Source organism: Streptomyces sp. 7R007 (assembly GCF_054850255.1).
The window spans coordinates 578,322-604,735 of the sequence record NZ_JBTWMV010000001.1; the positions used below are offsets into that span (position 1 = coordinate 578,322).

Annotated in this window: 27 protein-coding genes; 6 read left to right on the forward strand and 21 right to left on the reverse strand. The window is 72.7% G+C overall.

Annotated features, from left to right (window positions below; translation table 11 throughout):
* Positions 1-85 precede the first annotated feature (85 nt).
* The gene (locus ACYF6T_RS02765; protein ID WP_461693058.1) at positions 86-1,525 is read right to left on the reverse strand and encodes an MFS transporter; all 1,440 of its coding nucleotides are present in this window, start codon (positions 1,523-1,525) and stop codon (positions 86-88) included.
* A 227-nt stretch (positions 1,526-1,752) separates the two neighbouring features.
* Here ACYF6T_RS02765 and ACYF6T_RS02770 point away from each other — a divergent pair, with 227 nt between their 5' ends.
* Positions 1,753-2,325 carry a TetR/AcrR family transcriptional regulator gene (locus ACYF6T_RS02770; protein WP_461693059.1) on the forward strand — a complete coding sequence of 191 codons (573 nt, stop codon included), beginning with the start codon at positions 1,753-1,755 and terminating at the stop codon, positions 2,323-2,325.
* Here ACYF6T_RS02770 and ACYF6T_RS02775 read toward each other — a convergent pair whose 3' ends face one another.
* Together ACYF6T_RS02775 and ACYF6T_RS02780 are read right to left on the reverse strand one after the other, a co-directional pair.
* The gene (locus ACYF6T_RS02775; RefSeq protein WP_461693060.1) at positions 2,326-3,057 is read right to left on the reverse strand and encodes a polysaccharide deacetylase family protein; all 732 of its coding nucleotides are present in this window, start codon (positions 3,055-3,057) and stop codon (positions 2,326-2,328) included.
* On the reverse strand, positions 3,054-4,538 hold the full coding sequence (locus ACYF6T_RS02780; RefSeq protein WP_461693061.1) for a glycosyltransferase: 1,485 nt from the start codon (positions 4,536-4,538) through the stop codon (positions 3,054-3,056). The genes ACYF6T_RS02775 and ACYF6T_RS02780 overlap by 4 nt, the downstream gene beginning before the upstream one ends.
* 185 nt (positions 4,539-4,723) lie before the next feature.
* Between ACYF6T_RS02780 and ACYF6T_RS02785 the strand changes: the two genes are divergently transcribed.
* Positions 4,724-5,137 carry a BlaI/MecI/CopY family transcriptional regulator gene (locus ACYF6T_RS02785; protein ID WP_461693062.1) on the forward strand — a complete coding sequence of 138 codons (414 nt, stop codon included), beginning with the start codon at positions 4,724-4,726 and terminating at the stop codon, positions 5,135-5,137.
* 4 nt (positions 5,138-5,141) lie between these two features.
* Positions 5,142-6,179: a M56 family metallopeptidase gene (locus ACYF6T_RS02790; protein WP_461693063.1), complete on the forward strand. Its 1,038-nt coding sequence runs from the start codon at positions 5,142-5,144 to the stop codon at positions 6,177-6,179.
* Positions 6,180-6,206: 27 nt separating this feature from the next.
* On the opposite strand, the gene ACYF6T_RS02795 is transcribed toward ACYF6T_RS02790, so the two are convergent.
* The 5 genes from ACYF6T_RS02795 to ACYF6T_RS02815 form a co-directional block, all read right to left on the reverse strand.
* A complete protein-coding gene (locus ACYF6T_RS02795; RefSeq protein WP_461693065.1) occupies positions 6,207-7,268 on the reverse strand; it encodes an Ldh family oxidoreductase in 1,062 nt (353 codons plus the stop codon).
* Positions 7,269-7,282: 14 nt separating this feature from the next.
* A complete protein-coding gene (locus ACYF6T_RS02800) occupies positions 7,283-8,983 on the reverse strand; it encodes a thiamine pyrophosphate-dependent enzyme (RefSeq protein ID WP_461693066.1) in 1,701 nt (566 codons plus the stop codon).
* A 1-nt stretch (position 8,984) separates the two neighbouring features.
* The gene (locus ACYF6T_RS02805; RefSeq protein ID WP_461693067.1) at positions 8,985-9,845 is read right to left on the reverse strand and encodes an amidohydrolase family protein; all 861 of its coding nucleotides are present in this window, start codon (positions 9,843-9,845) and stop codon (positions 8,985-8,987) included.
* 146 nt (positions 9,846-9,991) lie between these two features.
* Positions 9,992-11,194: an L-2-hydroxyglutarate oxidase gene (gene lhgO / locus ACYF6T_RS02810; protein WP_461693068.1), complete on the reverse strand. Its 1,203-nt coding sequence runs from the start codon at positions 11,192-11,194 to the stop codon at positions 9,992-9,994.
* Positions 11,187-12,653 (reverse strand): aldehyde dehydrogenase family protein, encoded by a 1,467-nt coding sequence (locus tag ACYF6T_RS02815; protein ID WP_461693069.1) that lies wholly within the window; start codon positions 12,651-12,653, stop codon positions 11,187-11,189. Before ACYF6T_RS02815 ends, lhgO begins: the two co-directional genes overlap by 8 nt.
* 170 nt (positions 12,654-12,823) lie before the next feature.
* Between ACYF6T_RS02815 and ACYF6T_RS02820 the strand changes: the two genes are divergently transcribed.
* Positions 12,824-13,126 carry a putative quinol monooxygenase gene (locus ACYF6T_RS02820; protein WP_461693071.1) on the forward strand — a complete coding sequence of 101 codons (303 nt, stop codon included), beginning with the start codon at positions 12,824-12,826 and terminating at the stop codon, positions 13,124-13,126.
* 82 nt (positions 13,127-13,208) lie between these two features.
* Here the strand turns inward: ACYF6T_RS02820 and ACYF6T_RS02825 are convergent, their stop codons facing one another.
* The 12 genes from ACYF6T_RS02825 to ACYF6T_RS02880 form a co-directional block, all read right to left on the reverse strand.
* Positions 13,209-14,186 carry a uroporphyrinogen decarboxylase/cobalamine-independent methonine synthase family protein gene (locus ACYF6T_RS02825; RefSeq protein WP_461693073.1) on the reverse strand — a complete coding sequence of 326 codons (978 nt, stop codon included), beginning with the start codon at positions 14,184-14,186 and terminating at the stop codon, positions 13,209-13,211.
* 3 nt (positions 14,187-14,189) lie between these two features.
* The gene (locus ACYF6T_RS02830; RefSeq protein WP_461693074.1) at positions 14,190-14,666 is read right to left on the reverse strand and encodes a GlcG/HbpS family heme-binding protein; all 477 of its coding nucleotides are present in this window, start codon (positions 14,664-14,666) and stop codon (positions 14,190-14,192) included.
* Positions 14,663-15,448: an alpha/beta fold hydrolase gene (locus ACYF6T_RS02835; protein ID WP_461693075.1), complete on the reverse strand. Its 786-nt coding sequence runs from the start codon at positions 15,446-15,448 to the stop codon at positions 14,663-14,665. The genes ACYF6T_RS02830 and ACYF6T_RS02835 overlap by 4 nt, the downstream gene beginning before the upstream one ends.
* A gap of 26 nt (positions 15,449-15,474) precedes the next feature.
* A complete protein-coding gene (locus ACYF6T_RS02840; protein ID WP_461693076.1) occupies positions 15,475-15,846 on the reverse strand; it encodes a VOC family protein in 372 nt (123 codons plus the stop codon).
* On the reverse strand, positions 15,843-16,613 hold the full coding sequence (locus tag ACYF6T_RS02845; protein ID WP_461693078.1) for a fumarylacetoacetate hydrolase family protein: 771 nt from the start codon (positions 16,611-16,613) through the stop codon (positions 15,843-15,845). Before ACYF6T_RS02845 ends, ACYF6T_RS02840 begins: the two co-directional genes overlap by 4 nt.
* Positions 16,610-18,058, reverse strand: coding sequence for an NAD-dependent succinate-semialdehyde dehydrogenase (locus ACYF6T_RS02850; RefSeq protein WP_461693079.1), 1,449 nt, complete (start codon positions 18,056-18,058; stop codon positions 16,610-16,612). The genes ACYF6T_RS02845 and ACYF6T_RS02850 overlap by 4 nt, the downstream gene beginning before the upstream one ends.
* Positions 18,059-18,071: 13 nt before the next feature.
* The gene (locus ACYF6T_RS02855; RefSeq protein WP_461693080.1) at positions 18,072-18,986 is read right to left on the reverse strand and encodes a VOC family protein; all 915 of its coding nucleotides are present in this window, start codon (positions 18,984-18,986) and stop codon (positions 18,072-18,074) included.
* A gap of 97 nt (positions 18,987-19,083) precedes the next feature.
* On the reverse strand, positions 19,084-19,995 hold the full coding sequence (locus tag ACYF6T_RS02860) for a LysR family transcriptional regulator (protein WP_461693082.1): 912 nt from the start codon (positions 19,993-19,995) through the stop codon (positions 19,084-19,086).
* Positions 19,996-20,041: 46 nt separating this feature from the next.
* The gene (locus ACYF6T_RS02865; RefSeq protein ID WP_461693083.1) at positions 20,042-21,022 is read right to left on the reverse strand and encodes a sugar ABC transporter substrate-binding protein; all 981 of its coding nucleotides are present in this window, start codon (positions 21,020-21,022) and stop codon (positions 20,042-20,044) included.
* 43 nt (positions 21,023-21,065) lie between these two features.
* Positions 21,066-22,079: an ABC transporter permease gene (locus ACYF6T_RS02870; RefSeq protein ID WP_461693085.1), complete on the reverse strand. Its 1,014-nt coding sequence runs from the start codon at positions 22,077-22,079 to the stop codon at positions 21,066-21,068.
* Positions 22,076-23,563: a sugar ABC transporter ATP-binding protein gene (locus tag ACYF6T_RS02875; RefSeq protein ID WP_461693086.1), complete on the reverse strand. Its 1,488-nt coding sequence runs from the start codon at positions 23,561-23,563 to the stop codon at positions 22,076-22,078. Before ACYF6T_RS02875 ends, ACYF6T_RS02870 begins: the two co-directional genes overlap by 4 nt.
* The gene (locus ACYF6T_RS02880; RefSeq protein WP_461693088.1) at positions 23,560-24,117 is read right to left on the reverse strand and encodes a carboxymuconolactone decarboxylase family protein; all 558 of its coding nucleotides are present in this window, start codon (positions 24,115-24,117) and stop codon (positions 23,560-23,562) included. The genes ACYF6T_RS02875 and ACYF6T_RS02880 overlap by 4 nt, the downstream gene beginning before the upstream one ends.
* Before the next feature lie 233 nt (positions 24,118-24,350).
* On the opposite strand from ACYF6T_RS02880, the gene ACYF6T_RS02885 reads away from it, so the two are divergent.
* Together ACYF6T_RS02885 and ACYF6T_RS02890 are read left to right on the forward strand one after the other, a co-directional pair.
* Positions 24,351-24,761 carry a cupin domain-containing protein gene (locus ACYF6T_RS02885; RefSeq protein ID WP_461693090.1) on the forward strand — a complete coding sequence of 137 codons (411 nt, stop codon included), beginning with the start codon at positions 24,351-24,353 and terminating at the stop codon, positions 24,759-24,761.
* A 28-nt stretch (positions 24,762-24,789) separates the two neighbouring features.
* Positions 24,790-25,527, forward strand: coding sequence for an MBL fold metallo-hydrolase (locus ACYF6T_RS02890; RefSeq protein ID WP_461693092.1), 738 nt, complete (start codon positions 24,790-24,792; stop codon positions 25,525-25,527).
* Positions 25,528-25,531: 4 nt separating this feature from the next.
* On the opposite strand, the gene ACYF6T_RS02895 is transcribed toward ACYF6T_RS02890, so the two are convergent.
* Positions 25,532-26,314: an alpha/beta fold hydrolase gene (locus ACYF6T_RS02895; protein WP_461693093.1), complete on the reverse strand. Its 783-nt coding sequence runs from the start codon at positions 26,312-26,314 to the stop codon at positions 25,532-25,534.
* Between the last annotated feature and the right edge of the window lie 100 nt (positions 26,315-26,414).

Below are 26,414 nucleotides of genomic sequence, written 5' to 3' on the forward strand. Positions count from 1 at the left end.
GCGTGAACACGCAGGTAAACCCTACCTCATGGGAGTGCCGCCCCGCCGCCGGGCAGGCCGGGGCGGGGCGGGCGGCGGCGGTGGGTCAGTCGCGCGCGGCCGAGGCCACGGGCTCGCGTCGCGCGCCGGCGCCCTGGGCGGTGGCGGCCGTACGGGCCCGTCGTGCCGTCGGCACGAGCAGGGCCGCCAGCGCGGCCGCCAGGCACAGCACCGCGAGCAGGGTGAAGCCGTGGGTGTAGCCGGAGGCGTACGGCAGACCGGACGGCTGGAGCCGGCCGGTGACCAGGACGCTGGTCAGCGCGGCGCCGATGGAGCCGCCGATGGTGCGGATGTTGGCGTTCATGCCGGTCGCGGCACCGGTCTGGTCGGCCGGGACGCTGGCCACGATCAGGTTGGCCATGGACGCGAAGGCGAGGCCGATGCCGAGTCCGAACAGGCCGGAGACGACGGCGATCTGCCACTGGGCGGCGTGCCAGGCGGCGAGGAGCCCGAGGGCGAGGGCGCCGAGCGCGGCACCGGTCGTCAGCAGCGACTTGGCGCCGACCACCGGCTCCAGGCGCCCGCTCAGGATGCCGGAGAGGAACATCGCGACCAGCATCGGCAGCATCAGCAGGCCGGAGGCCGTGACGCTGGCGCCGAAGCCGTAGCCCGCGGCGGACGGGGTCTGCACGAAGCCGGGGAGGAAGGACCACAGGGCGTACATGCCGGCGCCGAACAGCAGCGCCGCGGTGTTGGTGGTCCACACGGCGGGCAGGCGCATCACGCGCAGGTCGATCAGCGGGGTGCGGGAGCGGGCCTCGGTCAGCAGCCACGCCGCGAACAGCACGACGGCGGCGGCGAACAGGCCGATCACCCGGGCGGAGCCCCAGCCCCACACGCCCGCCTGGCTCAGCGGCAGCAGCAGCGCGACCAGCCAGGCCGACAGCAGTACCGCGCCGAGCCAACTGACGCTGCCTTTCGCCCTGTTGGGCGACTCGGGGACGTAGCGGAAGGCGATGAGCACGGTGGCCGCGACCACGGCCACGGGGATCCAGAACAGCCAGCGGTAGTCGAGCGCGGAGACGATCGGGCCGGCCGCCACGATGCCGACGCCGCCGCCCGCGGCGATCACGGCGGAGAGGTTGCTGATGCTGCCGGGGACCCGGGACGGGGGGAACTCGTCCCGGATGGTGCCGAAGGACAGCGGGAACAGCGCGCCGCCGGTGCCCTGGACGACCCGGGCGACGATCAGTGTGCCGATGTCCGGCGCGAGGGCGGCGATCAGACAGCCGGCCAGCACGACGAGCAGAACGGCGACGAGGGTGCGCTTCTTGCCGATCAGGTCGCCGACGCGGCCGAGGATGGGCGTGAAGACGGAGGCGGACAGCAGGTAGGCCGTCATCACCCAGGTCGCGGTGGACTGGGAGGTGTGCAGCGCGTGCTGCACGGTCGGCAGGGCCGGCGCGATGAGCGACTGGAGCATCGCGAAGACACCGGCGCCGGTCGCGAGGACCGTGAAGGTGAGACGGGTGGACGTGCGGGGCATGAGGGGCCTCTCCGAACGGGGTGCGGCCTCGGGCCGCGGTCGTACGGGCCTGGTGCGCCACGGGGACGGCACCGGCACGCCGACGGCCGCGGGGCGCGGTCGCGGGAAAGGTGGTGGACGCACCTGGCACTGCTAAAGTGGAGGTACGCCTCCACTCTAGCGGAGGCACTCCTCCGCTTCAAGTAGCGGAGGGAACCCTCCGTATCGGTCGTGCTCGGGAGGCAACCGTGACGTTCCCCGTCGGCGAGATCGTGGCGTCCCGGCGCCCGCACCGGAAGGACGCCGCCCGCAACTACGACGCCCTGCTGGACGCGGCCCGCGAGGCGTTCGCCGAGCACGGCTCCGAGGCGTCCCTGGAGGACATCGCGCGCCGCGCGGGCGTCGGCATCGGGACGCTGTACCGCAACTTCCCCACCCGGCGGGACCTGTTCGAGAGCGTGTACGCGGACGACGTCAACGAACTGTGCCGGGTCGCCCGGGAGGTCGCCGGGCTGGAGCCGTGGGAGGCGCTGACGGCCTGGCTGGGACGGTTCGCCGGTTACATGGTGACCAAGCGGGCGGTGCGCGAGGCGCTCAACGACGAGTCGGAGATCTTCCAGGCCTGCCGGGAGTCGATGTACGCGGCGGGCGGGCCGCTGTTCGAGCGGGCACAGCAGGCCGGCGAGGCCCGCAAGGACATGGACTTCGTCGACCTGCTGCGGATGGTCGCCGGGATCACCGCGACGGCCTTCGACGACGACGCCCAGCGCGACCGGGTGCTGTCCATCGCCCTGGACGGGGTGCGCGCCGGCGCCCGCTGATCACGCCCGTCGCGGCCGGTGGTCGCGCAGGGGGCCGACCGGCAGCCCGCGCTCGGCGCAGGTGTCGAGGATGCGGGGCAGCGCGCCGAGCGCCGAGCGCCACGCGCCCGGCGCCGAGGTGCAGTCGGAGTCGTGCAGCAGGATCGTGCCGCCGCCGTGCAGATCGCGTACGACCGTGCGGTGGACGGAGTCCGGGGTGGCGCGGGCGGTCCAGTCCTCGCCCCAGCAGGTCCACAGCACCGGCGTGAGACCGAGGCGCCGGGCCGCGAGGTGGGCGGCGGCGGACATCACGCCGTAGGGCGGGCGGAACAGGCTCGGCCGGCGTCCGGTGAGGGCGCCGACGGTGTCGCGGGCGCGGGCGAGGTCGTCGTACGTGGCGCGCGGGCCGCGCAGCAGCAGGGGGCGGTGCAGCCAGCCGTGGACGGCGATCTCGTGCCCGGCGTCCGCGATCTCCCGCACCAGGCCGGGTGAGCGGCGCGCCTGGCTGCCGAGCAGGAAGAAGGTGGCCTTGACCTGCCGCTTCTCCAGGACCCGGAGGAAGAACGGGGTAGACAGGGGGTCGGGTCCGTCGTCGAAGGTCAGCGCGACGTGGTCGGGACGGCCGCGGCCGGCGAGGCGCGGCATGGCGCGGTTGCGCAGCGGGCCGAAGGCGGACAGCACGGGTGCCGCGTGGACGGCGACGACCGGGAGGGCGGCGAGGGCGCCGGTGCGGAGCAGGCGTACAGCGGTCACGAGCGGTGCTCCGGGTGGTGTGCGCCGGTGTGCGGCGGATCGTCGAGGTCGAGGCTGTGGCCGATGGCGTGGATGACGCCGGTGCCGGCCCCGGTGGTGGCGACGGCGGTTCCGACGGCCCCGGCCCACACCGCACACGCGGCGACGACGGTGACGGCGAGACGCCGCAGGGCCGCCGGGCGGGACGCAAGCCGGACTGCGGGGAGGGGACTTGCGCCCACGCCGGCTCGGGCGGTGCCGAGCCGGCGTACGGCTTTGTCCGGCCGTACCGCGGCCTGCCGCGCCCCGTCCGCCACCGCCCCGGCGTCCCGGCAGGCCCGTGCGATCTCGTCCGCCGGTCCTCGCCCCGCCGCGGCGAACAGGGCCAGGCCCGCCTGGCGTTGGAGCAGGCCGCGTGGTCCGTCGAGCAACTCGCCCAGGGTCGCGCCGAGTTCGGCCGGGTCGCGGTTCCACGCGGCGACCCCCGCCTCGTCGAGCGCGGCGGCGTTGGCCAGGCCGTGCCCCGGTATGCAGCGGTAGCCGACGACCGGCAGGCCCGCAGCGCACGCCTCCAGCGAGGTCAGGCCCCCGGCGTTCTGGACGAGCACGTCGGCGGCGCGCATCAGGGCGGGCATGTCGTCGACCCAGCCGTGGACGTGCTCGATGCCGTCGGCGCGCAGTTGCCCGGCCAGCGCCGTGTTGCGGCCGCAGACGACGACCGGCACGGCCGCGCCGCACTCGCGCAGTTCCAAAGCCGCCTGCCGGACCGGCCCGACGCCCCAGGAACCGGCCACCAGCAGGGCGAGGGCCGCGTTCTCCGGCAGCCCGAACCGCGCCCGTGCGGCGCTGCGTCGGTCCGGTCCGGCGGGACGGAAGCGCGGGTCGACGACCGGCCCCGCGACCCGGACGTCCCGCGCGCCGAGCGCCCGGGCCTGCGCGGCGGGCACGGCGTGGGCGGCGAGGTGGACGTCCACGCCGTCGGCCACCCACAGCGGGTGCACCGAGAAGTCGGTGAGGTAGGTGAACACCGGCACGCCCAGCCGCCCGGTCAGCCGCAGCCGGCCCAGGACCCGGCTGGCGCCCGGGTAGGTGGAGACGACGGCGCCGGTGTCCGCGGGCAGGGCGCGCAGCATCCGCTCCTCCGCGCTGCGCAGCAGGGCGCGGGCCAGCAGGCCGCCGCCCCCCGCGCGCTCGGTGCTGCTGTAGACCCGCTGGTAGGCCCAGGGCGCCCGGACAAGCATCCGGTGGTAGCCGTCCCGCACGGCGCGGCCGAGCCGGGCGGGCAGCAGGTCGAGCAGGTCGTACCGGTCGACGGCGACGCCCTGTGCGAGGAGTCGGCGGTGCAGTTCGCGCGCGGCGCCGTCGTGGCCTGCGCCGATGCTCGCCGAGACGATCCCGACGCGTTCACCGGGCGTGGCCCGACGGGGCGTTCGCGCCGGACGGGGCGCCAGGGCGGCCTGCGCCAGGGCGCGCAGATGCACCGTACTTCCGAGGTGGGGCATGGGCTTGTTCCTCTGCGAGTGGAGTGAGGCGGCGAAACTCTACAACATGTAGTAGGTAAGCTCGTACAAGATGTAGTAGATGGGCTGGTCCAGAGGAAAGCCCAGGTGGGGGTCCTTGTTCTACATGCCGTAGTAGGCGCCGGGTAGGCTGTGCCGCCGAGCGGCGAAGGACGGTGAGGTGAGCGGTGGACGACCGGGAGAGCGAAGCCTCCGGCAGGCGGGCGCGCGGTGAGCTGGAGAGCGGGGTGCTCGCCGCCCTGTGGGCGGCCGACGCGCCGCTGACCGCGCGGCAGGTCCTGGACCGGCTGCCCGGCGACCTCGCCTACACGACCGTGCTGACGATCCTGTCCCGGCTGCACGACAAGGGCATGCTGACCCGGCACCGGGCCGGCCGCGGTTACGCCTACGCGCCCGTACGGGACGAGGCGTCCCACACCGCCGAGCAGATGCACGCGCTACTGGAGCACGGTTCCGACCGCGAGGCGGTCCTCAGCCGCTTCGTGTCCGAACTGTCGCGTGAGGACGAGGAGTTGCTGCACCGCCTGCTGGCCGACCACGACACCGGGCCGGGTTCCGCAGCCCACGGCCAGGGGTCGTGAACCGATGCGGATCAGCGTCTACGTCCCGCTCCTGGTCACCGTCGTCCTCGCGGTGCTCGCCCCGCGTCCGGCCCGGCGGCTGACGCCGCGCCCGGCGGCCTGGGCGCTGGCCTGCGCCGCGCTGGTGACCGCGCTCGGCTGGCTCGGGTCGCTGGCCCTGCTGGCGTTCGCGGGGTTCGCGCGGATTCCCGAGGTGGCCGAGGAGGGACGGTGGTCGGTCGCGGCCCTGCGCGCCGACGACCCCGTGTACCTCACCGTCGCCACGGCCGCCGCCCTCGCCCTCGCCGGCTCCTGCACCGGCCTCGCCGTCGCCGCCGTACGCCAGGCACGGCACCTGCGGTGGGCCCGCCGCGAGTGCCGGCGGCTGCCCGGCGGCACCGAACTCGCCGTCCTCGACGACGCGTTGCCGACCGCCTTCGCCCTGCCCGGGGCACCCGGGCGGATCGTGGTCTCCCGGGGCATGCTGCGCTGTCTCGCCGACGGCGAGCGGGAGGCGCTGCTGGCCCACGAACGGGCGCACCTGCGCGGCCGGCACCACCTCTTCCAGACCCTGTGGCGGCTCACCGCCGCCGTCAGCCCGCTGCTGCGCCCGCTCGCGGACACGGGCACCTTCATCCTGGAGCGCTGGGCCGACGAGGAGGCCGCCGCGCACGTCGGCGACCGCCGTACCGTCGCCCGCTCGGTCGGCCGGGCGGCGCTCGCCTCCGCCCAACCGCCACGCCGGCAGCTGGCGGCGACCGGGGGCGCCGTACCGCAGCGGGTGCGGGCCCTGCTCGATCCGCCCCCGCCCCGCCGGGCCCTGCCCTTCGTCGGCGGTGCGCTGCTGCTCGTCCTGTGCTGCACGAGCCTGGCGAACGCGGCGTCCGACAGCGAGGAGATGATCGAGAGCGCGCAGCGGGCCGCGTGTGTGGCGCACGCCGGTGCCGGAGCGGTGCCGGACGGGCCGCTGCGGAGGGTTTCAGCGCCCGGGGAGCCCGGGCCTCCCGGCTGCCGGCGGCCACCGGAGTGCGGGGACCGGTCGCACAGTGCCCCGCGCCCCTGAGGACAGCGGGGAACTCCGCGTCGGGAACTAGGCCAGTGCGCCCGGCAGCGGCACCCCCAGCCTCTCGGCGTGCTCGGTCAGGTCGCGGCGCACCTTCGGTGCCACCGGGATGCCTTTCGCACCCCTCTGCGCGGCCACCGACGCGCTGCGCTCCCCCGGGTAGTAGACCCCGTCGGCGCCGTCCGCCACCGGCAGGCCCTTGAGGGTGTCCAGGGTCGTGTCGACGTCCGCCGCGAAGGTGTCCGCGTCGCCGAAGGCCGCCGGGTCGACGGCGATCAGCAGGGCGTTCTGGCGGTGCTCGCGGCCGGCCGGGTCGTCCGAGTGGAAGGACGAGAAGATCGGCGCGCCGACCAGGACGCTGGTCAGCAGCTCGAAGGCGAGGGACATGCCGGAGCCCTTGGCGCCGCCCAACGGCAGCGGCATGACCGCCAGTTCCGGGTCGGTGGTCGGCGTGCCGTCCCCGGTGGCGGCCGCGCCCTCGGGCAGCGGGGTGCCGCTCGCCTTCGCCTGGCGGATCCTGCCGAGGGCGATGGTGGCGGTGGCCATGTCGAGCAGGACGGGGGCGTGGTCGCGGGCCGGTACGGCGATGGCGAGCGGGCTGGTGGCGACCGCGGCGCCCTTGACGCCGGTGTAGCCCATGGTGGGCATGCCGGCCACGAAGCCGATGCCGATCAGGCCCTGCTCGGCGATCCTGGCGACGTAGTAGCCGATGGCGCCGGTGTGCACGGTGCGCCGTACGCCCACGGAGGCGATGCCGGTCTGCCGGGCCCGCCGTACCGCCTCCTCGGCGGCGGCGCTCAGGGCCACCGGGCCGGGCGCGCGGTCGGCGTCCAGGACCGCCGCGGCCGGGGTCGTCGACTCGACGCCGAGGACGGCGCCCGCGTTGGCGACGCCCTTGGCCAGCAGGTCGAGGTAGGCGGGGACGCGGGCGACGCCGTGCGAGTCGACGCCGCGCAGGGCTGCCCAGACGAACACGTCGGCCGTGGTGCGGGCGTGCCCGGCGCTCAGGCCGCCCTTCTCCAGGAGGGCGGCGCAGAAGGCGCGCAGGTCCTCGGCGGGGACCAGGACCTTCGAGGGTGGGGTGGACATGGGTCTCTCCTGGGTCAGCGGGTCACGAGGACGTCGACCACGGCGGTGGTGCCCTCGGCCACGGCCTTGAGGGCGCGCTCCAGCGCGGGCGCGAGCGCGTCCTGGGTGTCGACGGTCTCGGTGTGCATGCCGAACGGCTCGGCGAAGGAGGCGAGTCGGGGCAGCCGGTGCAGGTCGGTGCCGAGCCACTCCCCCGTCTCGGCGGCCGCGCCGTCGGGGTAGAAGCGGCGGTGGTTGAGGTTCATCGACTTGTAGACGCGGTTGTTGAACACCACGACCAGCAGCGGGAGTCCGTAGGCGCGGGAGGCGTCGTACGACGGGATGACCGGGTTGTAGGTGAAGGCGCCGTCGCCGATGGTGAGCACCACCGGGCGCTCAGGCGCGGCGAGTTTGACACCGAGTGCGACCGCGATGCCCTGGCCGAGACCGCCCTGCACGTAGAAGTACGAGTCGGGGGCGGAGGTCTGGAGGTGGCGCCTGACCACCCTGCTGTGGGTGATGGTCTCGTCGACGACGACGGCGTCCGCGCCGACGAGCAGCCGGCGCAGGGTCGCGGCGACCAGCACCGGGTCGACGCCCTTGGCCTGCGCGGCGCGCTCCTCGGCGGCGGCCACGGCGGCCGTCTCCTCGGCGTGCCGTTGCTCCTGCGCCGCCCGGCGGGCGGTCACCGCCGCCTCGTCCAGGTCCGTCGCCCGCTTGGTCAGCTGGCGCAGGGTGTTGACGACGTTTCCCTCCAAGTACCGGTCCGCGAACAGCACTTGGTAGACCACGTGCGGACGTTGCGGGACCTCATCGATCACCACCACCTTCGCCGTGGCCGGGCGGCGCGACGGCGGATAGAACGGGGCGCGGCAGTTGACGAGCAGGATCAGGTCCGCCTCGTCCAGCCACGGGCCGACGTCGCTGCCCGCGTGCAGCGGATGGGTGCGCGGGAAGTTGCCGCACACCGCGGAGTCGGGCTCGACGACCGGGATGTGCCAGGCCTCGGCGAAGGCCACCAGGGCCTCGAAGCCGCCCGCCTCGCGGCCGGCCGTCTCCGTGACGACCACCGGGTTGGCGGCCTCCCGGATCAGCCGGGCGACCGGGTCGACCTCCTCGGGCGAGCTGTGTGTGGAGCCCGGCGGCACGATGGGCTTGGCCTCGCGGCCGTCCCAGTCCTCCAGGAGGATCTCCAGCGGGATGTTGAGATACGCCGGTCCCGCCGGAGCCCGCCAGGCCAGCTCCGCCGCCCGGGTGATCATCGTGGGCAGGGTGTGGACGCTGGCGGCCTCGTTGGACCACTTGGTGAACGGCCGCGCCACGCCGTGCGGGCCGCCCACCACGGACAGGTTGCGGTACCACTGGCCGCCCGGGTCCTTGCCCGGGCCGTCGCCGTAGGTCGCCGACTCCGAGGAGGCGACGACCATCGGCACCCCGGCGAGCAGGGCGCCGTGCACGGCCATCGAGCCCTGGAGCAGGCCGGGGGCGGCGTGCAGCAGGACGCCCTGCGGCCGGCGGGCGAGGAGGCCGTAGCCGGTGGCCATGCCCACGGCCACCGTCTCGTGGGTCAGGTCGAGATACCCCGGGCAGGGCAGTCCGTCGCGGTGGTGCCGGGCCAGCGCCTCCCACACCGGGGCCCATTCGGACCCAGAGGAGCAGAAGACGTAGTCGGCGCCCGCGGCGGTGAGGGCGCGGACGGCGGCGTCACCGCCGTCCAGGTGCTCGGTGTGCGTCATGTCAGCCCTCGATCGGCCAGTTCAGGACCTCGGAGATGCCGCGGCCCATGATCCATTCAAGCTCCTCGGGCGTGAAGTCCCAGTGCTTGGTGAACTGCTCGATCGTGTCGGTGTAGGTGATGCCGTGGCCGAGCAGCCGGGTGATGTCGGTGCCGTAGAAGCAGCGCTGCGGGCCCATCTTGTCGACCATCTCGCGCACGTACTTCTGGATGTTGTTGTTCGGGAAGGGCTGCGTCGAGTAGCCGGGCAGCGCCGAGACCTTCACGTGGATGTTGGGGTGGACGTGCAGGTCGGCGGTCTCCTGGACCCAGTAGCCGATGGCGTCGTCGACGCAGCGGGCCATGATGCCCATGTGGTCGATGATGATCTTCAGCTCGGGGTGCTTGGCGGCGATCTCGCCCAGCTCGCGCTTCCAGATCGGCGCGTGCACCATCGTCGGGATGCCGAGCTCCTCGGCGAGCGGCCAGTACCAGTCGTTGGTGCCGTCGATCATCCAGTTGCGGTCGATCGGCCGGTGGAAGGTGAGCCGGGTGCCCTTGACGTGCGGGTTCTGGGCGAAGTCCTTGAGCATCGCCGTGCCCTCTGCGGGCTTGTTCTGCGGGATGCGGGCCATGATTCCGAAGCGGTCGGGGTGGGCCTCGCACGCCTCCAGGGCGTAGTCGATGCGGTCGCCCTCCCAGGACGGCGGCAGGATCAGCGCGCGGTTGACGCCCGCCTCGTCCATCAGCTCCAGGGCCTCCTCGTAGGAGAAGGGGTCCTCGCGGTGGCCGTTGAGGCGGATGCGCTCCCGCGCGCCCGGGACCCAGGGGCGGTCCGGGGTCTCTTCCTTCCAGATGTGGATCTGGGTGTCGACGACGAACATGTCTCAGCTCTTTTCGCGCAGAGGGAGGTGGGGGGTGCTACGGAGGGAACGCTAGGCGGGCCGTGCGCCCTTGCGGAGTCCCCGGAAGCGCAAGCAGTTGTTGCGCGCGAGCACCCTTACGCAGGGCGTTTGCGTGCGGCGCGGGCTCATCGGGCGGCGCCGAAGACGGCGTCGACGATGTGCTGGGCGATGGCCATGGAGGCGGTGGCGGCCGGCGAGGGGGCGTTGCGGACGGCCGTGACCCGGCCGGCCTGGTGGATGCGGAAGTCGTCCACGAGCGTGCCGTCGCGGTCCAGGGCCTGGGCCCGGACGCCCGCGCCGCCGCGCACCACGTCGTCGACGCCGACCGCGGGGACGTACAGCCTGGCGTCCTTCATGAAGGCCGCCCTGGACAGCGAGCCGCGGTACTCCTTGATGCCGGTGCGCCAGTGCCGCGCGGCCATCCTCCAGGCGCCCGGGTAGGCGGCGAGCCCGAGCAGGTCGCGCGGGGAGACCTTGGTGAGCCGGTAGCCCTCCCGGGCCAGCGCGAGGACGGCGTTGGGGCCGACCTCCACCGAGCCGTCGACGCGCGGGGTGAAGTGCACGCCGAGGAAGGGGTAGCGCGGGTCGGGCACCGGGTACAGCAGGCCCCGTACGAGATGGGTGCGGTCCGGCTTGAGGAGCAGGTACTCGCCGCGGAAGGGGACGATCCGCGGTTCGGCCCTGTCCTGGGCGAGCCGGGCCACCGAGTCGGAGTGCACGCCCGCACACAGGATGAGCCGGTCCGCGCGCACCCGCTGGCGGCCGGAGGCGACCTCGATGCCGTTCGGGACGTGGGTGACGGAGGTGACCGGGAAGCCGAGCCTGACCTCGCCGCCGGAGTCCTCGACGTCCTTGGCGAACTCCCGGGCGATCGCCGGGTAGTCGGTGATCGCGGTGCGCGGGGAGTGCAGGGCCGCGATGCCGCCGGCGTGCGGCTCGATCTCGCGGATCTCCTCCTTGGACACCTTCCTCAGGTCGGGCACGTGGTTGTTCCTGGCCCGCTCGTAGAGGGCCTCCATCCGGCCCAGTTCGTCGGGGCGTACGGCCATGACGAGCTTGCCGGTCTCCTCGTAGGCGACCCGGCGCTCCTGGCAGTACTCGCGCAGCATCGCCACGCCCCGCACGCACAGGTCGGCCTTCAGGCTGCCCGGCGCGTAGTAGATCCCGGCGTGCACGACACCGGAGTTGTGGCCGGTCTGGTGGACGGCGACCCGGTGCTCCTTCTCCAGGACCACGACCCGCGTGCCGGGGCGGCGCAGGGCGATCTCGCGGGCCGTGGCCAGGCCCACGATGCCGGCGCCGACGACGCCGATCGTCTCGTCAGCCACGGGCCGGCTCCGGGGCGCCGAGGTTGACGGCCACCGTCTTGACCCGGGTGGAGAAGCGCAGGACCTCCTCGCCCTGCTCCTTGTACGCCGTACCGGAGTCGCGGAAGCCCCCGAAGGGCAGGTGGACGTCCCAGCCGGTGGTCGTCGTGTTGACGGCGATCTGCCCGCACTCGGCCTCGTCGGCGAAGCGGTGGGCGGCGGCCAGGTCGCGGGTGAACACGGCGGCGGCGAGACCGAAGTCGGAGTCGTTGACGGCCTCGACGACGGCGGCGAAGTCGTCCACCGCGCGCAGGGCCAGGACGGGTCCGAAGACCTCCTCGCGCCAGATCGCCGCCTCGGGCGTGACGTCGGCGAGGACGGTCGGCAGCACGTAGCAGCCGTGGGCGCGCTCGCCCTCGGTGTCCGCCGCGCCGCCGGTGAGGACGGTGGCACCCTGCGCGAGCGCCTTGTCGATGTCGGCGAGGACGGAGTCGCGCTGCTTGGGGCTGGACAGGGGGCACAGGGTGGTCGCCGGGTCGCTGCCCGGGCCGGCCTTGAGCGTCTCGACCTCGGCGAGCAGCAGCCGGGTGAACTCCTCGTACACCGGCCGCTCGACGACGACCCGGCTGGTGGCGGTGCACCGCTGCCCGGCCTGTCCGAAGGCGGCGGCGACGACGGCCTTCGCGGCGGCCGGCAGATCGGCGTCCCGCAGCACGGCGGAGGCGTTCTTGCCGCCGAGTTCGCCCTGGAAGCGGACGTTGCGGTCGGCGAGGCGGCGGCGGATGCGGTTGCCGACGGCGTTGGAGCCGGTGAAGGTGATGCCGGCGATCCGCGGGTCGTCGAGGAGGGCCTCCTCGATCTCGGCCGTGCGGCCGGTGACGACGTTGAGCACCCCGGCGGGCAGACCGGCCTGGTGCAGGGCGCGGGCGAAGTGCAGGCCGGACAACGGCGTCTCGGTGGCGGGCTTGAACACGGCCGCGTTGCCCGCGGCGAGCAGCGGGGCGAGCTTGCGGGCCGGCGTGATCAGCGGGTCGTTCCACGGGCTGATCACCAGGATCACGCCGATGGGCTCGCGCTGGGTGTGCGTACGGTGGTGCGGCCGTACGTCGTGCAGGAGGGTGCCGTAGCCCTGGCGGGCCAGCCCGGCGTAGTACTCCAGGAAGTCGGCGGCCTTCAGGGTCTCGCCCGTCGCCTCGGCCAGCGTCTTGCCGTTCTCCGCGGTCACGTCGGCGGCGATCTCGTCGACGCGTTCGCGGATCAGCCGGGCCGCGTCGGTGAAGACACGGGCGCGCTCGAAGGGGCTGGTGCGCTTCCAGGTGGCGAAGCCGCGCTCGGCGTGGTCGTAGGCCCGGGTGACGTCCTTGGCGGCGAGGGCGGGAACGCGGGCCATGGGGGCGCGGACGTCGGCCGGGTCGTGGACGTCGATCCACTCTCCGGTCGTGACCCACTCCCCGCCGGAGAGGGTTTCCAGGGTGCGCATGGAGATCACTTCCTTTGTCGTCCGCCGTGTGCGGATCGTGCGGGCCGGATGAGACGACACACCATGTGGGGGCGGCGCCACCAGACCCGGTGGGGCAGGCATTGATTGCGCCGTGCGGGGGCCGGTGAACGCATGATCCGTGCTGCAATCGGGCGGACCGAGAAGATCCTTTGGAGGAGAAGCAGATGGCTTATGCGGTCGTCGCCCATTACCGTTGCGCGCCCGGCGATGCGGAGGTCGTCCGTGCGGCGTTGTTGCAGGCGCGGGAGAGTTCTCGGGCCGAGCCGGCCAACGAGGCGTATGACGTGCACGCCGTGGAAGGGGAACCCGGCGGTTTCCTGCTGTACGAGCGGTATGCGGATCGGGCCGGGTTCGAGGCACACAAAGGCGCCGCGCATTTCAAAGAGGTGATCGTGGAGACCGTGTGGCCGCTGCTGGTCGAACGGTCCGTCACTTTTGCCGACGTGCTTTAGCGTCCGCCCGGCTGGTGTATCGGACAGGGGCGCGGGTCGTGTGTGCGTGAGCGCGCGGTTCCCCGCGCCCCTTCGGGGCGCTTCAGAACTCGTTGCCCCAGACGTAGCGGGCGATCGTCTCCACCAGGACCAGCTTCTGGCGCTGGACCTCCGCTGTGAGCAGGGGCTTGGTCGCCACGTCCGCGAAACCCCTGGACGGGGAGACCGCGCCGTCTTCCAGGTCCTTGAACTCGCCCACCGCGTCGATGCGGGACATCACGGTGTCGATGTCCTCCGGCTCGGGGGTGGTCGCATCGACGACGCCCAGGCAGAAGTCGCGGTCGTCCGGGAGCAGCCTGACCAGGTCGAGTTCGGCCTGGGTGCCCTGGTCGAAGGGGAGGACCCAGCGGTCGGCGCGGATGCCGTTGTACAGCTTCTCGACGCGGGAGCGGTCCACCTCGGCGGGGGCGCGCCAGCCGGGGCAGACGCCGATGCGGACGCCCTCGGGGCGCTCGTCGAGCCGTACCGCGAGCGCGTCGACGGCGAGGGCGTCCTCGTAGGACAGGGCGCCCGGGTCACCGTCGAGCAGGAGCGGGTTGTTGAGCTGGACGAGGCGGACGCCCTTGGAGACGAGGAGTGTGATCTCCGCCTGGATGATCTCGGCGAGGGCTTCGCCGAGTTCGCGGGCGGAGGAGACGCCGAGGCCGGGGCGGAAGGTGGTGGCGGCGAGGTACGCCGGGGAGGGCAGCGACGCCTTCGGGGCGATGACCGTCAGGTCGGCGAGCTTCGCGGCCCAGTCGGCGAGCAGCGGGCCGCCCGCCTTGGGGAGGGACTCGGCGACCCAGCGGGTCAGGCCGTCGGCGTCCGTCTCGTCGGTGCGGCGGAACCCGCAGACGCCGTCGAGGACCGCGCTGCGGAAGTCCTCCCGGGGGTAGTCGCCGTCGGTGACGACGGTGGAGCGCAGCCTGCGCTGGTAGGCCACGACGTCCTTGACCGCCTGCTCGACGCCGGTGGTGGCGAGGTCGGTGGGCCGGACCAGGCTGCCGTGGTGGTCGATGCGGTAGTTGAACGTGTCCGCCATGGTTCACGCGTCCTTTCCGGACGAGGCCGGCTTGCCCGCGACGCCCCAGGCGGCGAACTCCAGCTCGTAGCCGAGGGCGTGCAGGACCTCCTCGGCGATCCGCTGGTCCTCGTCGGCGGTGCCGCCGGCGATGCCGAGGCCGCCGAGGATCTCGCCGTCCTTCTTGATGGTCATGCTGCCCTCGGTGGCCATGATCGGCAGGGCGGCGCCGGGGAGTTGGGAGAGCTGGGCGAAGAAGACGGGCTGGCTCTCCTGCCACTTCTTCAGCATCGTGCCCGGGCGCTGCATGATGGCCGCGGTGTAGGCCTTGGCGCGGGCGATGTCCGGGGTGAGGGGGCGGGCGCCGTCGGGGCGGCGGATGGCGACGGGGAAGCCGCCGGCGTCCACGACCGCGACGCTCACCGCCTTGCCGATGGCCTGGGCGCGCTGGTGGGCGGCGTCGAGGATCTCCTCGGCGGCGTCCAGGGTGAGGCTCGTCATGCTGCTTCCTTCGGTGCGGTGAGGGTGCGGCGCAGGTGGGCGACGGCCGCGTTGTACTTGTGGGGCGTCTCCCAGTACATGGAGTGCGGGGCGCCGGGGACGATCTCCAGGTGGGAGCCGGGCAGCAGTTCGTGGGCGCGGGTGACGGTCCCGACGCCGAGCACCGCGTCCTTCTCGCCGGCGAGGAAGGCGACCTTGATGCCGGAGGCCCGGATCTCCTCCAGGGTGGGGCCGTTGGTGTCGAGGTTGCGCAGGTCGGCCATCCTGGCGACGTTGAAGGTGCCCATCTGCTTAAACAGGAAGGTCAGATCGGCCCGTTCCCGCTGGAACTCCTTGGTCAGCAGGCGGTCGATGACGGGCAGCTTGACGGCCTCGGCGCGGTCGGCGGCGGCCAGTTCCCTCAGCTCGGGGTGGCTGATGCCGCCGAGGGAGTGGCCGAGGACGACCGAGGAGACGCGCTCGGGGCGCAGCAGGCCGGCGCGCAGGGCGGCGACGGAGCCGATGGACTGGCCGACCAGCATGGCGTCGGCGATGTCCTCCTGGTCGAGGACGGCGACGACGTCACCGGGGAAGTCCTGGCCGTCGAACTCCTCCATGGACGAGTCGGACTTGCCGAAGCCGCGCAGGTCCACGGTGAGCACCGTGAACTCCTCGCGCAGCGCGGCCACTTGCTGCCACCAGGCGGCGTGGTGGCCGCCGCTGCCGTGCACGAACAGGATCGCCGGGCCGCTGCCGTGGCGCTCGTAGTAGATGGCGGTGCCGTCGGAGTCGGCAAAGGGCATGAGGGTGAACTCCCCTAGGTGCAGGCTTAGTTGCGGCGGCGGCCGTGGTAGACGAGCTCGATCATGGTGTGGTCGGGGTCGTGGATGTAGCAGAACTTCGACTGGTTCTCGGGGCGTTCGATGGGCCGGGTGTGCCGGATGCCCAGCTCCTTGAGGTGGTCGAGGAACTCGTCCCAGTCGTCGACCTCGACGGCGAAGTGGTAGGGCGCCATGCGCTCCATCTCCTCGACCGGGGTGAAGTGCAGGTCGAAGTTGCCCCGGGTCATCAGCACCACACGGGTGTTGGACTTGGGCATGATGCGCTTCATCCCGAAGACCTTGGCGTACCACTCGGCGGTGCGGTCGGGGTCGGTGGTGGGGAAGTTGACGTGGTGGATGTAGCGGGGTTCCCTGCTCATGGGTGATGGCCTTCCAGGTGTACGGGGTTGGAGAGCACGCCGATGCCGCTGATCTCGACGTCCACGGTGTCGCCCGGCTCCAGCTGGCAGACGGACTCGGCGCCCATCCACAGCACGTCGCCGGGGTGCATGGTGATGTGCCGGGTGATCTCCACGATGTAGTCGAAGGGGTCGAAGACCATGTCGCCGGTGGCGAACTCGGCCCGCACCTCGCCGTTGACCTTCAGGACCGTCGTCTGCGCCAGCGCGTCGACGTCGGTCTCGATCCACGGGCCCATCGGCTTGAACGTGTCGCTGTTCTTGCTGCGCCAGAAGGTGCGGTCCTGGTGCTGCCAGGTGCGGGCGCTGACGTCGTTGCCGATGGTCCAGCCGAAGACGCACGCGCGTGCCTCGTCGTGGGTGGCGTGCCGGACGGTGCGGCCGATGACGGCGACGAGTTCGGGCTCGGCCTCGAACCGGCCGGTCACCCCGGCCGGCTTGACGATCGGCGAACCGTGCCCGGTCAGCGCGTTGTTGGCCCGGTAGCCGACCTCCGGGCGCTCGGGAGTGGCGGCGCCGGCGTGGGCGATGTGCCGGGGGTAGTTCATGCCGACGGCGTAGAAGACGGGCGGCACGACGGGCGGCAGCCACACGGCGTCCGCCCGCGCGAGCGCGCCGATCACGGTCGGCTCGCCCTCGACCGGGGACTCGGACAGCAGTTCCACGTCCTCCTCCCCCACCCGGCCCCACAGCGCCCGGCCGCCGGCCTGCACCCGCGCGTACCTCATGGCACCAGCAGGTGGGAGACGCGCTTGGTGACCAGGTAGGCGTCGAGGGCCTCGGGGCCGCCCTCCCGGCCGTAGCCGCTCTCCTTCACGCCGCCCGACGGCGCCTCGTGGACCGAGCCGCCGCAGTGGTTGAGGGAGAGGATGCCGGCCTCCAGTTCCGCCGAGAGCTTCTCGGCGGTGGCGGCGGAGCGGGTGAAGCCGTAGGCGGCCAGGCCGTACGGCAGGCCGTTGGCGGTCTTCAGCGCCTCGTCGAGGTCGGTGAACGGCACGATCGGCGCGAGCGGGCCGAAGGGCTCCTCGTGCATCAGCGCCGCGTCGGCCGGTACGTCGGTCAGGACGGTCGGCGCGAAGAAGTAGCCGGGGCGGTCCGGGCGTTCGCCGCCCGTGAGCACCTTCGCGCCGCGCGCGACGGCGTCCTCGGTGAGCCGGATCATCGCCGCCAGCCGGCGTTCGCTGGCGAGCGGCCCCATCGTGGTGCCCTCGGCCAGTCCGTCGCCGACGACCACGGCCTCGGCGGCCTTGACGAACTCGGCGGTGAAGTCCTCGGCCAGGCTCTCGTGGACGAGGAGGCGGCTGGGCGAGGTGCACACCTGGCCGGCGTTGACGAACTTCGCCTGCGCGGCGCGCCGGGCGGCCTGCGCCGGGTCGGCGTCGGCGCACACGATGACCGGTGCGTGGCCGCCCAGTTCCATGAGCGAGGGCTTCATGACCCTGCCCGCCTCGGCGGCCAGCAGCTTGCCGACCGGGACGGAGCCGGTGAAGGCGACCAGGCGGGTGACGGGCGAGGCGATGAGACGGGCGGAGACCTCGGCGGGCTCCCCGAAGACGAGGTTGAGCACACCGGCCGGCAGGCCCGCGTCCGCGAAGCAGCGGACGAGTTCCATGGCGGTGGCCGGGGTCTCCTCGGATGCCTTGATCACGATCGAGCAGCCGGCGCTCAGCGCGGAGGAGATCTTCCGCATGGGGCCGCCGGCCGGGAAGTTCCACGGGACGAACGCGGCGACGGGACCGAGCGGTTCGCGGCGCACGGTCAGCACGGTGCCGGGGACGGAGGGGACGATACGGCCGTACGCGCGCCGGGCGTCCTCGATGTGCCAGCGCAGGGTGTCGGCGACCCGGCGGGCCTCGCCGACGGCCTCGGCCAGCGGCTTGCCCTGCTCCTGGGTCATGATCCGGCCCACCTCGGCGGCGCGTTCGGTGAGCAGGTCGGCGGCGGTGTGCAGGATCTGGCTGCGCCGGGTCACCGGGGTGCCGCGCCAGACGCGGAAGCCCCGGTCGGCGGCTTCGAGGGCGCGGTCGAGGTCGGCGGTGGCGGCGAGGGGGACTTCGCCGATCACCTCTTCGGTGGCCGGGTTCACGATCGGGGCGGTACGTCCGGTGCCGCCCTGGCACCACTCGCCCGCTATGTGCATGCGGACGGCGGGGTAGCCGTGGTCGGTGGTCATGGATGGGTGCCTCTCAGGCGGGGGTGTCCTGGTCCCGGTTGGTCCGCAGGGCCCAGATGTGATGGGGCGGAGTGGTCTGGTGCACGCGGGTCTCGTAGCGCGCGTCGACCCGGTCCATGTCGGCGGCGTACTCGACGCGGCCGCCGCACGGGGCGTGCAGGAACCGGAAGACGTTGGAGCCGATGGTGTGCCGGCCGAGCCGGCGGGCCTCCCGCCACCCCTTGTCGATCATGTGGTTGCCGCCCTCCACGACGTCGTCGAAGCCCGGCACCTCGTACGCGACGTGGTTGATCCCGGCCTTGTCGGGGCGGTGGCACAGCAGCATGGTGTGCTGGTCGTCGTCCTGCGGGGCCTGCATGAACACGCCCATCGGCTCGACCACGTCGGTGGGCCGGAAGCCGAGGAGACCGGTGTAGAAGGCGACGGCCTCCTGCCGGCCCGGCTTGGGGATGTTCAGGGCGACGTGGCACATGCGCAGGGGCCTGACCCGCGCGATCGGCTCCAGTGCGGTGTTCCAGCGGTTGACGTGGCCGAGGGCGTTCGCGGGGCGGGGCGTGAGGGGCGCCGGCTTCGGGCGGGCCAGGGTCAGGCCGACGCCGAAACCGGTCTCGTCCACGGTGTGGTGGACGCCGTCGACGCCGACGCGGACGTCGCGGTCCTTGGCCACCGCCGCCACCAGCCGCTGAAGCTCCTCGGCCGTGTCGACGCCCCACACCACCTCGCGCAGGGTGGGCCCGGACTCCACCGGGGGCGGCAGCAGCGGGCCGGGGACGGTGTCCAGGTGCAGGGTCTGCCCGGTCAGCGTCGCGAAGACGGCGTGCTCCTCGGTCCGTTCCACGAGGAACAGGCCGAAGTCGTCGAAGAAGCGGGCACACGCGGCGAGGTCGTCTATGCCGTAGGTGACCGATTCGATTCTCTGGATTCCCATGGATTCCTCGCTTCCGGGTTACTTCGTGAGCGTAGGTTTCCGGGCGCGGGCGCCTCAATGATCCGAGCTCCACGAACTGCGCAATCGTTTCTTGCGGTTACGGCCGGATCGCGGGAATGGGATTGTGCGAGAACCAGTCGGCGAGGAAGTCCAGGAACACGCTGACCTTGCGCGGGGTGTCCCGGCCGGGGCCGTAGATGGCGTACAGCGGCCGGTCGGGAACGGCCAGTTCGGGCAGCAGGACACGCAGCGCGCCGGAGACGAGGTCGTCGTAGGCCGGCCGCTGCGGGAGCAGGGCGATGCCGCGTCCGTGGACGGCCGCCTTCTGTAGCGCGAGGTAGGAGTTGGACGAGAAGGCGATGTTGCGGATCTTGTGCAGGGTGCTCTGGTGGCCGTGGCCGATCCGCCACACGGGGTCGTTGACGTGCACGAGGCAGTCGTGGTGGGCGAGGTCGTTCGAGTGCTCCAGCGGGCCGCACCGCTCTACGTACGCCTTCGACGCGCACAGCACGAAGGGCAGGGAGGAGATCTTCTTCAGCCGCACGCTGGAATCGCGCAGATCCCGGGTGTGGAATGCGATGTCGAATCCGCTGTCCAGGAAATCGTAGGTGCGGTCCGACATTCCGCCGAGTTCGAACCGCACCTGGATTTTGGGGTGGGCGGCGGAGAACGCGGCGATCGCGTCGCCGAGGTCGAGGCTGCCTATCCATTTCGGGCAGATGATGCTCAGCGTACCCTCGGCACGGTCGTGCGACTGCGCTATGCCGGCGTCCTCGGCCTCGATCTCGTCCAGAATGCGGGCGGCGAATTCGGCGTACCGCTGGCCCGGTTCGGTGAGGCTCACCGAGCGGGCGGTGCGGTTGACCAGGCGTACGCCGACCTGCCTCTCCAGCTCCGCCACGTGCCGCGACACCAGTGAGCCCGAAGACCCCAGCTTCTTGGCCGCCCCGCTGAAGCTGCCCACCTGGGCGACGGTGACGAAGCTGTGCATCAGGAGCAGGCGGTCCATGGTGTCCTCCGGGCCCTTCCGGTCACGGCGTTGTGAGCGGGGGTAGCTACTTCGGGCAGTACTGAGGCGCTTCGCTCAGGTTGTCCTTGGTGACCAAGACAAGAGGAATGTTGGCAATTTTGTCAACCTTCTTCTCGTCCAGCAGACCGACGGCGTTCTTCACCGCGGTGTCCCCGATCGTCTTCGCCGAATTGGCGACCGTCGCGGAGAAGTCGCCGCTCTTGACGGCCGCGAGCCCCTCGTCTGTGCCGTTGACGGTGACGATCTTGACGTTCTTGTGGCCGGCCGCGTCGAAGGCCTTGCGGACGGCGAAGCCCATCTCCTCGTTGGCGACGAAGGCGTAGTCGAGGCCGGGGTGGGCCTCGATCATGTTCTGGGCGACGTCCTGCGCCTTGGCCGGGTTGAACATGCCGGGCTGGTTGGCGACCACCTTCGCGTTCGCCGGCAGGGCGCCCTTGAAGCCGCCCACCAGCAGGTCGGAGGCGGCGCCCGGGGCGCCGGCGACGATGCCGACCTCGACGTCCTTGCCGCCGGCGTCCTCGGCCACCCAGCCGGCGTCCAGGCTGCCGACCTTGCCGAGGTCGACGACGGCCGCGCCGAGGATGTCGTTCACGTCGCTGGTCGCCACGGACGTCAGGTAGATCGGGATGCCCGACGCCTTCGCCTTGGCGATGTCGCCCTTGAGGGAGTCGACGTTGACGGTCTGCACGATCAGCGCGCTGACGTTGCGGGAGATCATGTCCTCGATGTTGGACAGCTCGGTCCCGGCGTTCTGGTGCGAGTTGGCCGTGTAGACCTTCGCGCCCTCGGCCTTGGCGGTCTCCTCGACGGCCTTCTGCAGACAGGTGTGGAAGCTGGTGTCGCCGCCGTTGACGAAGCCGAGGGTGACGTCGCCGGAGGCGGAACCGGAGCCGCCGTCGTCGTTGCCGCAGCCGGTCAGCACCAGGGCGGAGGTGACGGCGGCAGCGAACAGGGCGCTGCGCGAGCGGGCCGGTGGTCTCGTGGCTCTGGTCGCGGAACGTCTCATGGTGGGGCGCCTTTCGATAGGGCGAGCAGGAGGGCGAGCAGGATCAGTGACGGGAGGCGGTACGGGACTTGTGCATCTCGTTGGCGATGGCCGCGACCAGCAGCACGGCGCCGACGGAGACCGGCTGGTAGTTGCTGGAGAAGTCCAGGAGGTTCAGGGCGTTGGCGACCACGCCGAGCAGGACCAGACCGAGGGCGGTGCCGAGCACGGTGCCGTGGCCGCCGGCCAGGGAGGTGCCGCCGATGACCACGGCGGCGACGACGGACAGCTGCAGGGACAGGCCCGCGGTGCCGCCGGGGCTGGAGGAGCCCAGCCGGGAGAGGATCATCAGCCCGGCCAGACCCGAGAGGGTGCCGGTGAGGCCGTAGAGGGTGAGCTTGCGGGCGGTGACGTCGATGCCGCTGAGGCGGGCCACGTGCTCGTTGCCGCCGATCGCGAAGGCGTCCCGGCCGAACACGGTGAACCGCATGACCAGCGCCGTCACGACCAGCACGACGATCGCCACGACCAGCAGGTACGGCACGCCGAGCACCTTGTCGTTGCCGAGGGCGAACATGCGGGTGCCGATGGAGATGGTGTTGCCGTCGTGCACGAGCAGCGCCACCCCGTCCAGGAGGGTGGCGGAGGCGAGGGTCGCGACGAACGGCGCGACGTTGGTGAACGTCACCACCAGCCCGTTGACCAGCCCGATCGCCGTGCCCAGCAGCAGCGCGACGACCACCGTCAGGGCGGTGGCGTGTCCGCCGGCCAGCAGTTTCGCGGAGACGGCGGCGGTGACGGCGACGTTGCTGCCCATGGAGAAGTCCATGCCGCCGGCGGTCATCAGCAGGGTCAGTCCGGCGGCGAGGACGGCGTTGACGCTGACCTGGCTGAGGATGTTGACGATGTTGCGGTCGGTGGCGAAGGTCTCGCTCCGGGTCGCGGTGAAGACCACGACGAGGGCCAGTACGGCGATCAGGCCGCCGTGCGGCACGTGCAGCAGGGCGCCGGGCGCCAGGCGCCGGGCCGCGGGTTTCCCGGAGACGCCGGGGGCGTCGGGAAGTGTCTTGACGCTCACTGCTGTTCTCCTCCGAGGGCCGTCGCGACGAGTTCGTCACGGGTGATGGCGGCGATGTCGTGCTCGGCGACCGTGCGGCCGGCGCTCACGACGACGACCCGGTCGGCCAGGCGCATGACCTCCTCGGCGGAGGAGGAGGCCAGCAGGACGGCCACGCCCCGGGAGGCGAGGTCGTCGATGAGGGTGTGGATGTCGGCCATGGCAGCGATGTCCACCCCGTTGGTGGGGTCCTCCAGGAAGCAGGCGGCCGGCTGGGTCTCCAGCCACTTGCCGAGCAGGACCTTCTGCTGGTTGCCGCCCGACAGCGCGCTCACCGACGGGTTGCCGGTCAGTGCCGTCACGCCGTAGCTGCGCCTCAAGGGGGCGGCCCGGCGGGCGAGTTCGCCGCGGCGGTGCAGCCGGCGGCGGGCGAGGCGGTCGTCGGCGAGCATCAGGTTCTCGTCCAGGGAGAGGCCGGGCACCAGGCCGAGGGCGCGCCGGTCGCCGGTGACGCAGCGCAGACCGCTGGCGAGGGAGGCGGGGATGCGACCGAAGGGCACCGGCCGTCCCTCGACGTGGAGTTGGCCGGTGTCGGGGCGCCGCCGCCCGGAGAGCAGGTCGAACAGGCGGGACTGAGCGTCGCCGGCGGGTCCGAGGACGGCGACGATCTCGCCCGCGCGGACCTCGACGGTGAAGTCCCGGATGGCCCGGCCGTCGGTCAGCTCCCTGACGGCGAGGCCGACTTCGTCCTTGGGCGTGGGGCGTTCGGGGCGGGTGGAGACGACGTCGCGGCCCACCATGGCCCGTACGAGCGCCCCGTGGTCCATCTCCCCGACCGCCGCCGTGCGCACCACCGCTCCGTCGCGCAGGACGGTGAGCCGGTCGGCGACTGCCATCACCTCGTCGATGTAGTGCGAGATGTAGACGACGGCGACGCCCTCGTCACGCAGCGTCCGTACCAGAGCCCGTATCTGGTGCGCGGCCTCGGCGCTCAGACAGGCGGTGGGCTCGTCCAGGATCAGGATGCGGCCGCCGCGGCGGACCTCGCGGGCCACCTCCACCATGGTCTGTTCGGCGACGCTGAGCGAACCGGCGGTGCGCTCGACGTCGATGTCGATGCCGAGCCCGGTCAACGCCGTGCGGGCCTGCTCGCGGACGGCCCTCCAGTGCACGGTGCGGCCCCGGGTGGGCAGGTCGCCGAGCATCACGTTCTCGGCGACGGTCAGTCCCGTCGCCAGTTCCCGGCGCTGCGGGACGCAGGCGATGCCCAGGCGGCGCGCCGTGCGCACGGTCAGTCCGGGCCGGACGTGCCCGTCCACCTCGACGCTCCCGGCGTCGGGCTGGTGGACACCGGAGAGGATCTGCACCAGCGTGGACTTGCCTGCGCCGTTCATGCCCATCAGGGCGTGGATCTCGCCCGGGTACAGGTCGAGGTCGACGCCCTTGAGGGCGGCCGCCCCGCCGAAGCTCTTGGTGACGCCCCGGACGCGCAGGACCGGGGTCACGGGCGCTCGCCGTCGGGGCTGACCCGGCCGTAGCCGCGGATGTCGGGGAAGGGCGGCTCCCTGTCGGCCTGGAGGTCCACCTGGAAGGCGTTCAGGCACATGCCGAGCATGGTGAAGTTGCCGAGCGCGCCGATGGTGTCGACCAGGCCCTTGGCGCCGAAGTGCTCCAGGGCGCGGGCGAAGGTGTCGTCGCGGACGAAGTGCTCCTGAAGGACCTCCCGGCAGAACTGGTAGAAGGCCTGGTCGGCCTCGTTGTCGAAGACCGCCTCGCGGTTCTCGGCGATGGCCTTGACCGCGGCCTCGGGGATGCCGGCCTCGACCGCCTGGCGGACGTGCGCGTTCCAGGAGTACTGCGCGTCCCAGTTGCGGGCGGCCATCAGCAGGCTCAGCTCGCGCAGGTGCTTGGGCAAGCTGCAGTCGAAGCGGGCGAACGCCCCCAGGGATTCGGCCCGTTCGCACATCTCGGGGCTGTGCAGCCAGACCCGGAACGGACCGCGGACGGCGCCGCGCCGGCCGGCGATCCGGGCGGCCAGTTCCTGCTGCCGCGCATCCATTTCCTCTTCGCTGAGAACGGGGAGCCTCATCTGGCCGATACCTGCCTTTTCTTTCCGGCGCGTTTCGGGCACGGAACGGGGAGCCGTGCGACGCCAGCCGACGCTACAGCCGGGTTCCGGCAGCTCAGCCCCCCTCGGATTGCACGCTAAAGCTGCACGCTGGAGGGCACCCGTCGCCGCGCGCGCGACCTAACGTCGGTCGACGCGACACCGTGCAGGGAGAGGAACTCCGGATGACCACGATCATCAAGGCCGCGCAGGTACCGCTGCTGGACCGGGGTGGCGCAGTGGTGACGACACCGCTGGTCACCACGCCGTCGGCCGGCGGCGAGAACAAGATCACCAGCGGGATGAGCGTGTACCCGGCCGGCTCCGGCGCCCCGCTGCACTCGCACAACTGCGACGAGCACGTGACGATCCTCGACGGCGAGGCGGAGGTGTGGGTGGACGGCGAGGTGACCAGGCTGGAGCAGTACGACACCACCTACATCCCGTCACCCGTCCCCCACCTGTTCCGCAACGTCGGCGACCGTCCGCTGCGCATCCTGTGGGTGTACTCCTCCGGCCACGTCACCCGGACCTTCACCGAGACCGGCAAGACGGTCGAGCACCTGTCGGCCGAGGACCAAATGGGCAAGGACTGACGGGCGTTGGCGGGTTAGGGTCGCGTGCATGCGACTGACCGTTCTCGGCGGCTGCGGGGCCTGGCCCACGGCGGAGCAGGCGTGCGGCGGATACCTCGTCGAGCACGAGGGGTTCCGGCTGCTCGTCGATCCCGGGTACGCGACCCTGCCCCGGCTGCTCGCCCAGCACCCGGCCCACGCGGTGGACGCCGTGTTCGTCACCCATGGGCACCCCGACCACTGCGCCGACCTCAACCCCCTGTTGCGGGCACGGGCGTTGAGCGACGCTCCGCCGCCCCCGCTCGCGGTGCACGCGCCGCACGGTGCCCTGGAGGCCGTGCTGGCGCTGGACCGGCCGGGCATGCTCGCCGCCGCCTACCGCCTGCACGAGTTCCGGCCCGGCGACCGGCTCGCCATCGGCCCGTTCACCGCCGAGACCCGGCTGCTGCCGCACTACGTGCCCAACGCCGGGGTACGGCTGTCCGTGCCCGGCTCCGTCCTCGTCTACACCGGCGACACCGGGCCGAGCCCCGAGCTGCCGCGGCTGGCCGAGGGCGCCGATCTGCTGGTGTCGGAGGCCAGTTACGCGCGCCGGGTACCGGACGGCTCCCCCTTCCTGCTCACCGCCGAGGCGGCCGGCCGGTACGCCCGTGCCGCCGGTGCCGCCCGGCTGCTGCTGACGCATCTGATGCCGGGCACCGACCGGGCGGCGGCCGTGGAGGCGGCCGGGGAGACCTCCGGACGGCCCGCCGCGGTCGCCGTGCCCGGTCTCGTCGTCGAGCTGTGAGGGGTCAGAGCGTCGCCGCGGCCTCGGCGATGACGTCGGCGACGCGGGCGGGCTGCTCCGGCAGCAGGAGGTGCCCGGCGTCGGGCACCGTGACCATGCGCACCTGGGGGCACGCTTCCAGTCCGCGGCGCTCGGCGTCCCGCAGGCCGATCTCGTCGTGGTCGCCGCGCACCACCCACACCGGCACGCCGGTGGCACACAGCCGGTCTACCAGCGACGGATACCGGTCCAGGTAGGCGTAGTACTCCCGCACGATCCGGCGGCAGGTCGCCCAGTCGTTGCGGCGCACGCCCGCCAGCAGCGCCTCGGCGCGCTCGGGCGGCAGTTCGCGTCTCATCGCCCCGGGCATCATCCGGATCATCCCGGCCCAGGCCGCCGCCCCGAGCCCGGGCACCTTGCCGAGCGTGTTCAGCACCGTCAGGAAGGTCGCCTCGTCCCGGCGTGAGAAGGTCGGCGACAGCAGCACCAGCGGCCCGGAGAACAGGCCCAGCGCGGCCGTCTCCAGGGCCAGGTTGGCGCCCAGGCTGTGGCCGACGAGCACATCGCAGCCGGTGTCGCCCGCGAACCGCGCCATCAGCTCGGCGTAGTGCTCCATGCTCACGTCCTCGGGCGCCGTCGTCCCGGCGAAGCCGGGCATCGTGGCGGCCACCAGGCCGAGGCCGGCCAGCGCGGGCTGGGCCATCACGTCGGCGTAGAACTCGGTCGAGCACAGGCCGCCCGGAATCAGCAGGGCCCGGTGCGGGGCCCGGTCCGGGCCCGCCCGGCGCACATCCCAGCGTTCACCCATACTCCGAGCGTGACCCCGCTCGCTCCGGCGCGCATCCGCTGCGCCGGACGCGGGGACGCCGGCCCCGCGTCGTCGCGGCGGCCGGCGTCCGTCCCGGTCG

Excerpts from the sequence above, each read along its gene's own strand:
- ACYF6T_RS02895 (WP_461693093.1), bottom strand. The coding sequence starts at position 26,314 with ATGGGTGAACGCTGGGATGTGCGCCGGGCGGGCCCGGACCGGGCCCCG.
- ACYF6T_RS02765 (WP_461693058.1), bottom strand. The coding sequence starts at position 1,525 with ATGCCCCGCACGTCCACCCGTCTCACCTTCACGGTCCTCGCGACCGGC.
- ACYF6T_RS02845 (WP_461693078.1), bottom strand. The coding sequence starts at position 16,613 with ATGAGGTACGCGCGGGTGCAGGCCGGCGGCCGGGCGCTGTGGGGCCGG.
- ACYF6T_RS02805 (WP_461693067.1), bottom strand. The coding sequence starts at position 9,845 with ATGTTCGTCGTCGACACCCAGATCCACATCTGGAAGGAAGAGACCCCG.
- ACYF6T_RS02830 (WP_461693074.1), bottom strand. The coding sequence starts at position 14,666 with ATGACGAGCCTCACCCTGGACGCCGCCGAGGAGATCCTCGACGCCGCC.
- ACYF6T_RS02800 (WP_461693066.1), bottom strand. The coding sequence starts at position 8,983 with ATGACGCACACCGAGCACCTGGACGGCGGTGACGCCGCCGTCCGCGCC.
- ACYF6T_RS02865 (WP_461693083.1), bottom strand. The coding sequence starts at position 21,022 with ATGAGACGTTCCGCGACCAGAGCCACGAGACCACCGGCCCGCTCGCGC.
- ACYF6T_RS02840 (WP_461693076.1), bottom strand. The coding sequence starts at position 15,846 with ATGAGCAGGGAACCCCGCTACATCCACCACGTCAACTTCCCCACCACC.
- ACYF6T_RS02885 (WP_461693090.1), top strand. The coding sequence starts at position 24,351 with ATGACCACGATCATCAAGGCCGCGCAGGTACCGCTGCTGGACCGGGGT.
- ACYF6T_RS02825 (WP_461693073.1), bottom strand. The coding sequence starts at position 14,186 with ATGGCGGACACGTTCAACTACCGCATCGACCACCACGGCAGCCTGGTC.
- ACYF6T_RS02795 (WP_461693065.1), bottom strand. The coding sequence starts at position 7,268 with ATGTCCACCCCACCCTCGAAGGTCCTGGTCCCCGCCGAGGACCTGCGC.
- ACYF6T_RS02835 (WP_461693075.1), bottom strand. The coding sequence starts at position 15,448 with ATGCCCTTTGCCGACTCCGACGGCACCGCCATCTACTACGAGCGCCAC.
- ACYF6T_RS02855 (WP_461693080.1), bottom strand. The coding sequence starts at position 18,986 with ATGGGAATCCAGAGAATCGAATCGGTCACCTACGGCATAGACGACCTC.
- ACYF6T_RS02880 (WP_461693088.1), bottom strand. The coding sequence starts at position 24,117 with ATGGATGCGCGGCAGCAGGAACTGGCCGCCCGGATCGCCGGCCGGCGC.
- ACYF6T_RS02890 (WP_461693092.1), top strand. The coding sequence starts at position 24,790 with ATGCGACTGACCGTTCTCGGCGGCTGCGGGGCCTGGCCCACGGCGGAG.
- ACYF6T_RS02860 (WP_461693082.1), bottom strand. The coding sequence starts at position 19,995 with ATGGACCGCCTGCTCCTGATGCACAGCTTCGTCACCGTCGCCCAGGTG.
- ACYF6T_RS02850 (WP_461693079.1), bottom strand. The coding sequence starts at position 18,058 with ATGACCACCGACCACGGCTACCCCGCCGTCCGCATGCACATAGCGGGC.
- ACYF6T_RS02790 (WP_461693063.1), top strand. The coding sequence starts at position 5,142 with ATGCGGATCAGCGTCTACGTCCCGCTCCTGGTCACCGTCGTCCTCGCG.
- ACYF6T_RS02815 (WP_461693069.1), bottom strand. The coding sequence starts at position 12,653 with ATGCGCACCCTGGAAACCCTCTCCGGCGGGGAGTGGGTCACGACCGGA.
- ACYF6T_RS02780 (WP_461693061.1), bottom strand. The coding sequence starts at position 4,538 with ATGCCCCACCTCGGAAGTACGGTGCATCTGCGCGCCCTGGCGCAGGCC.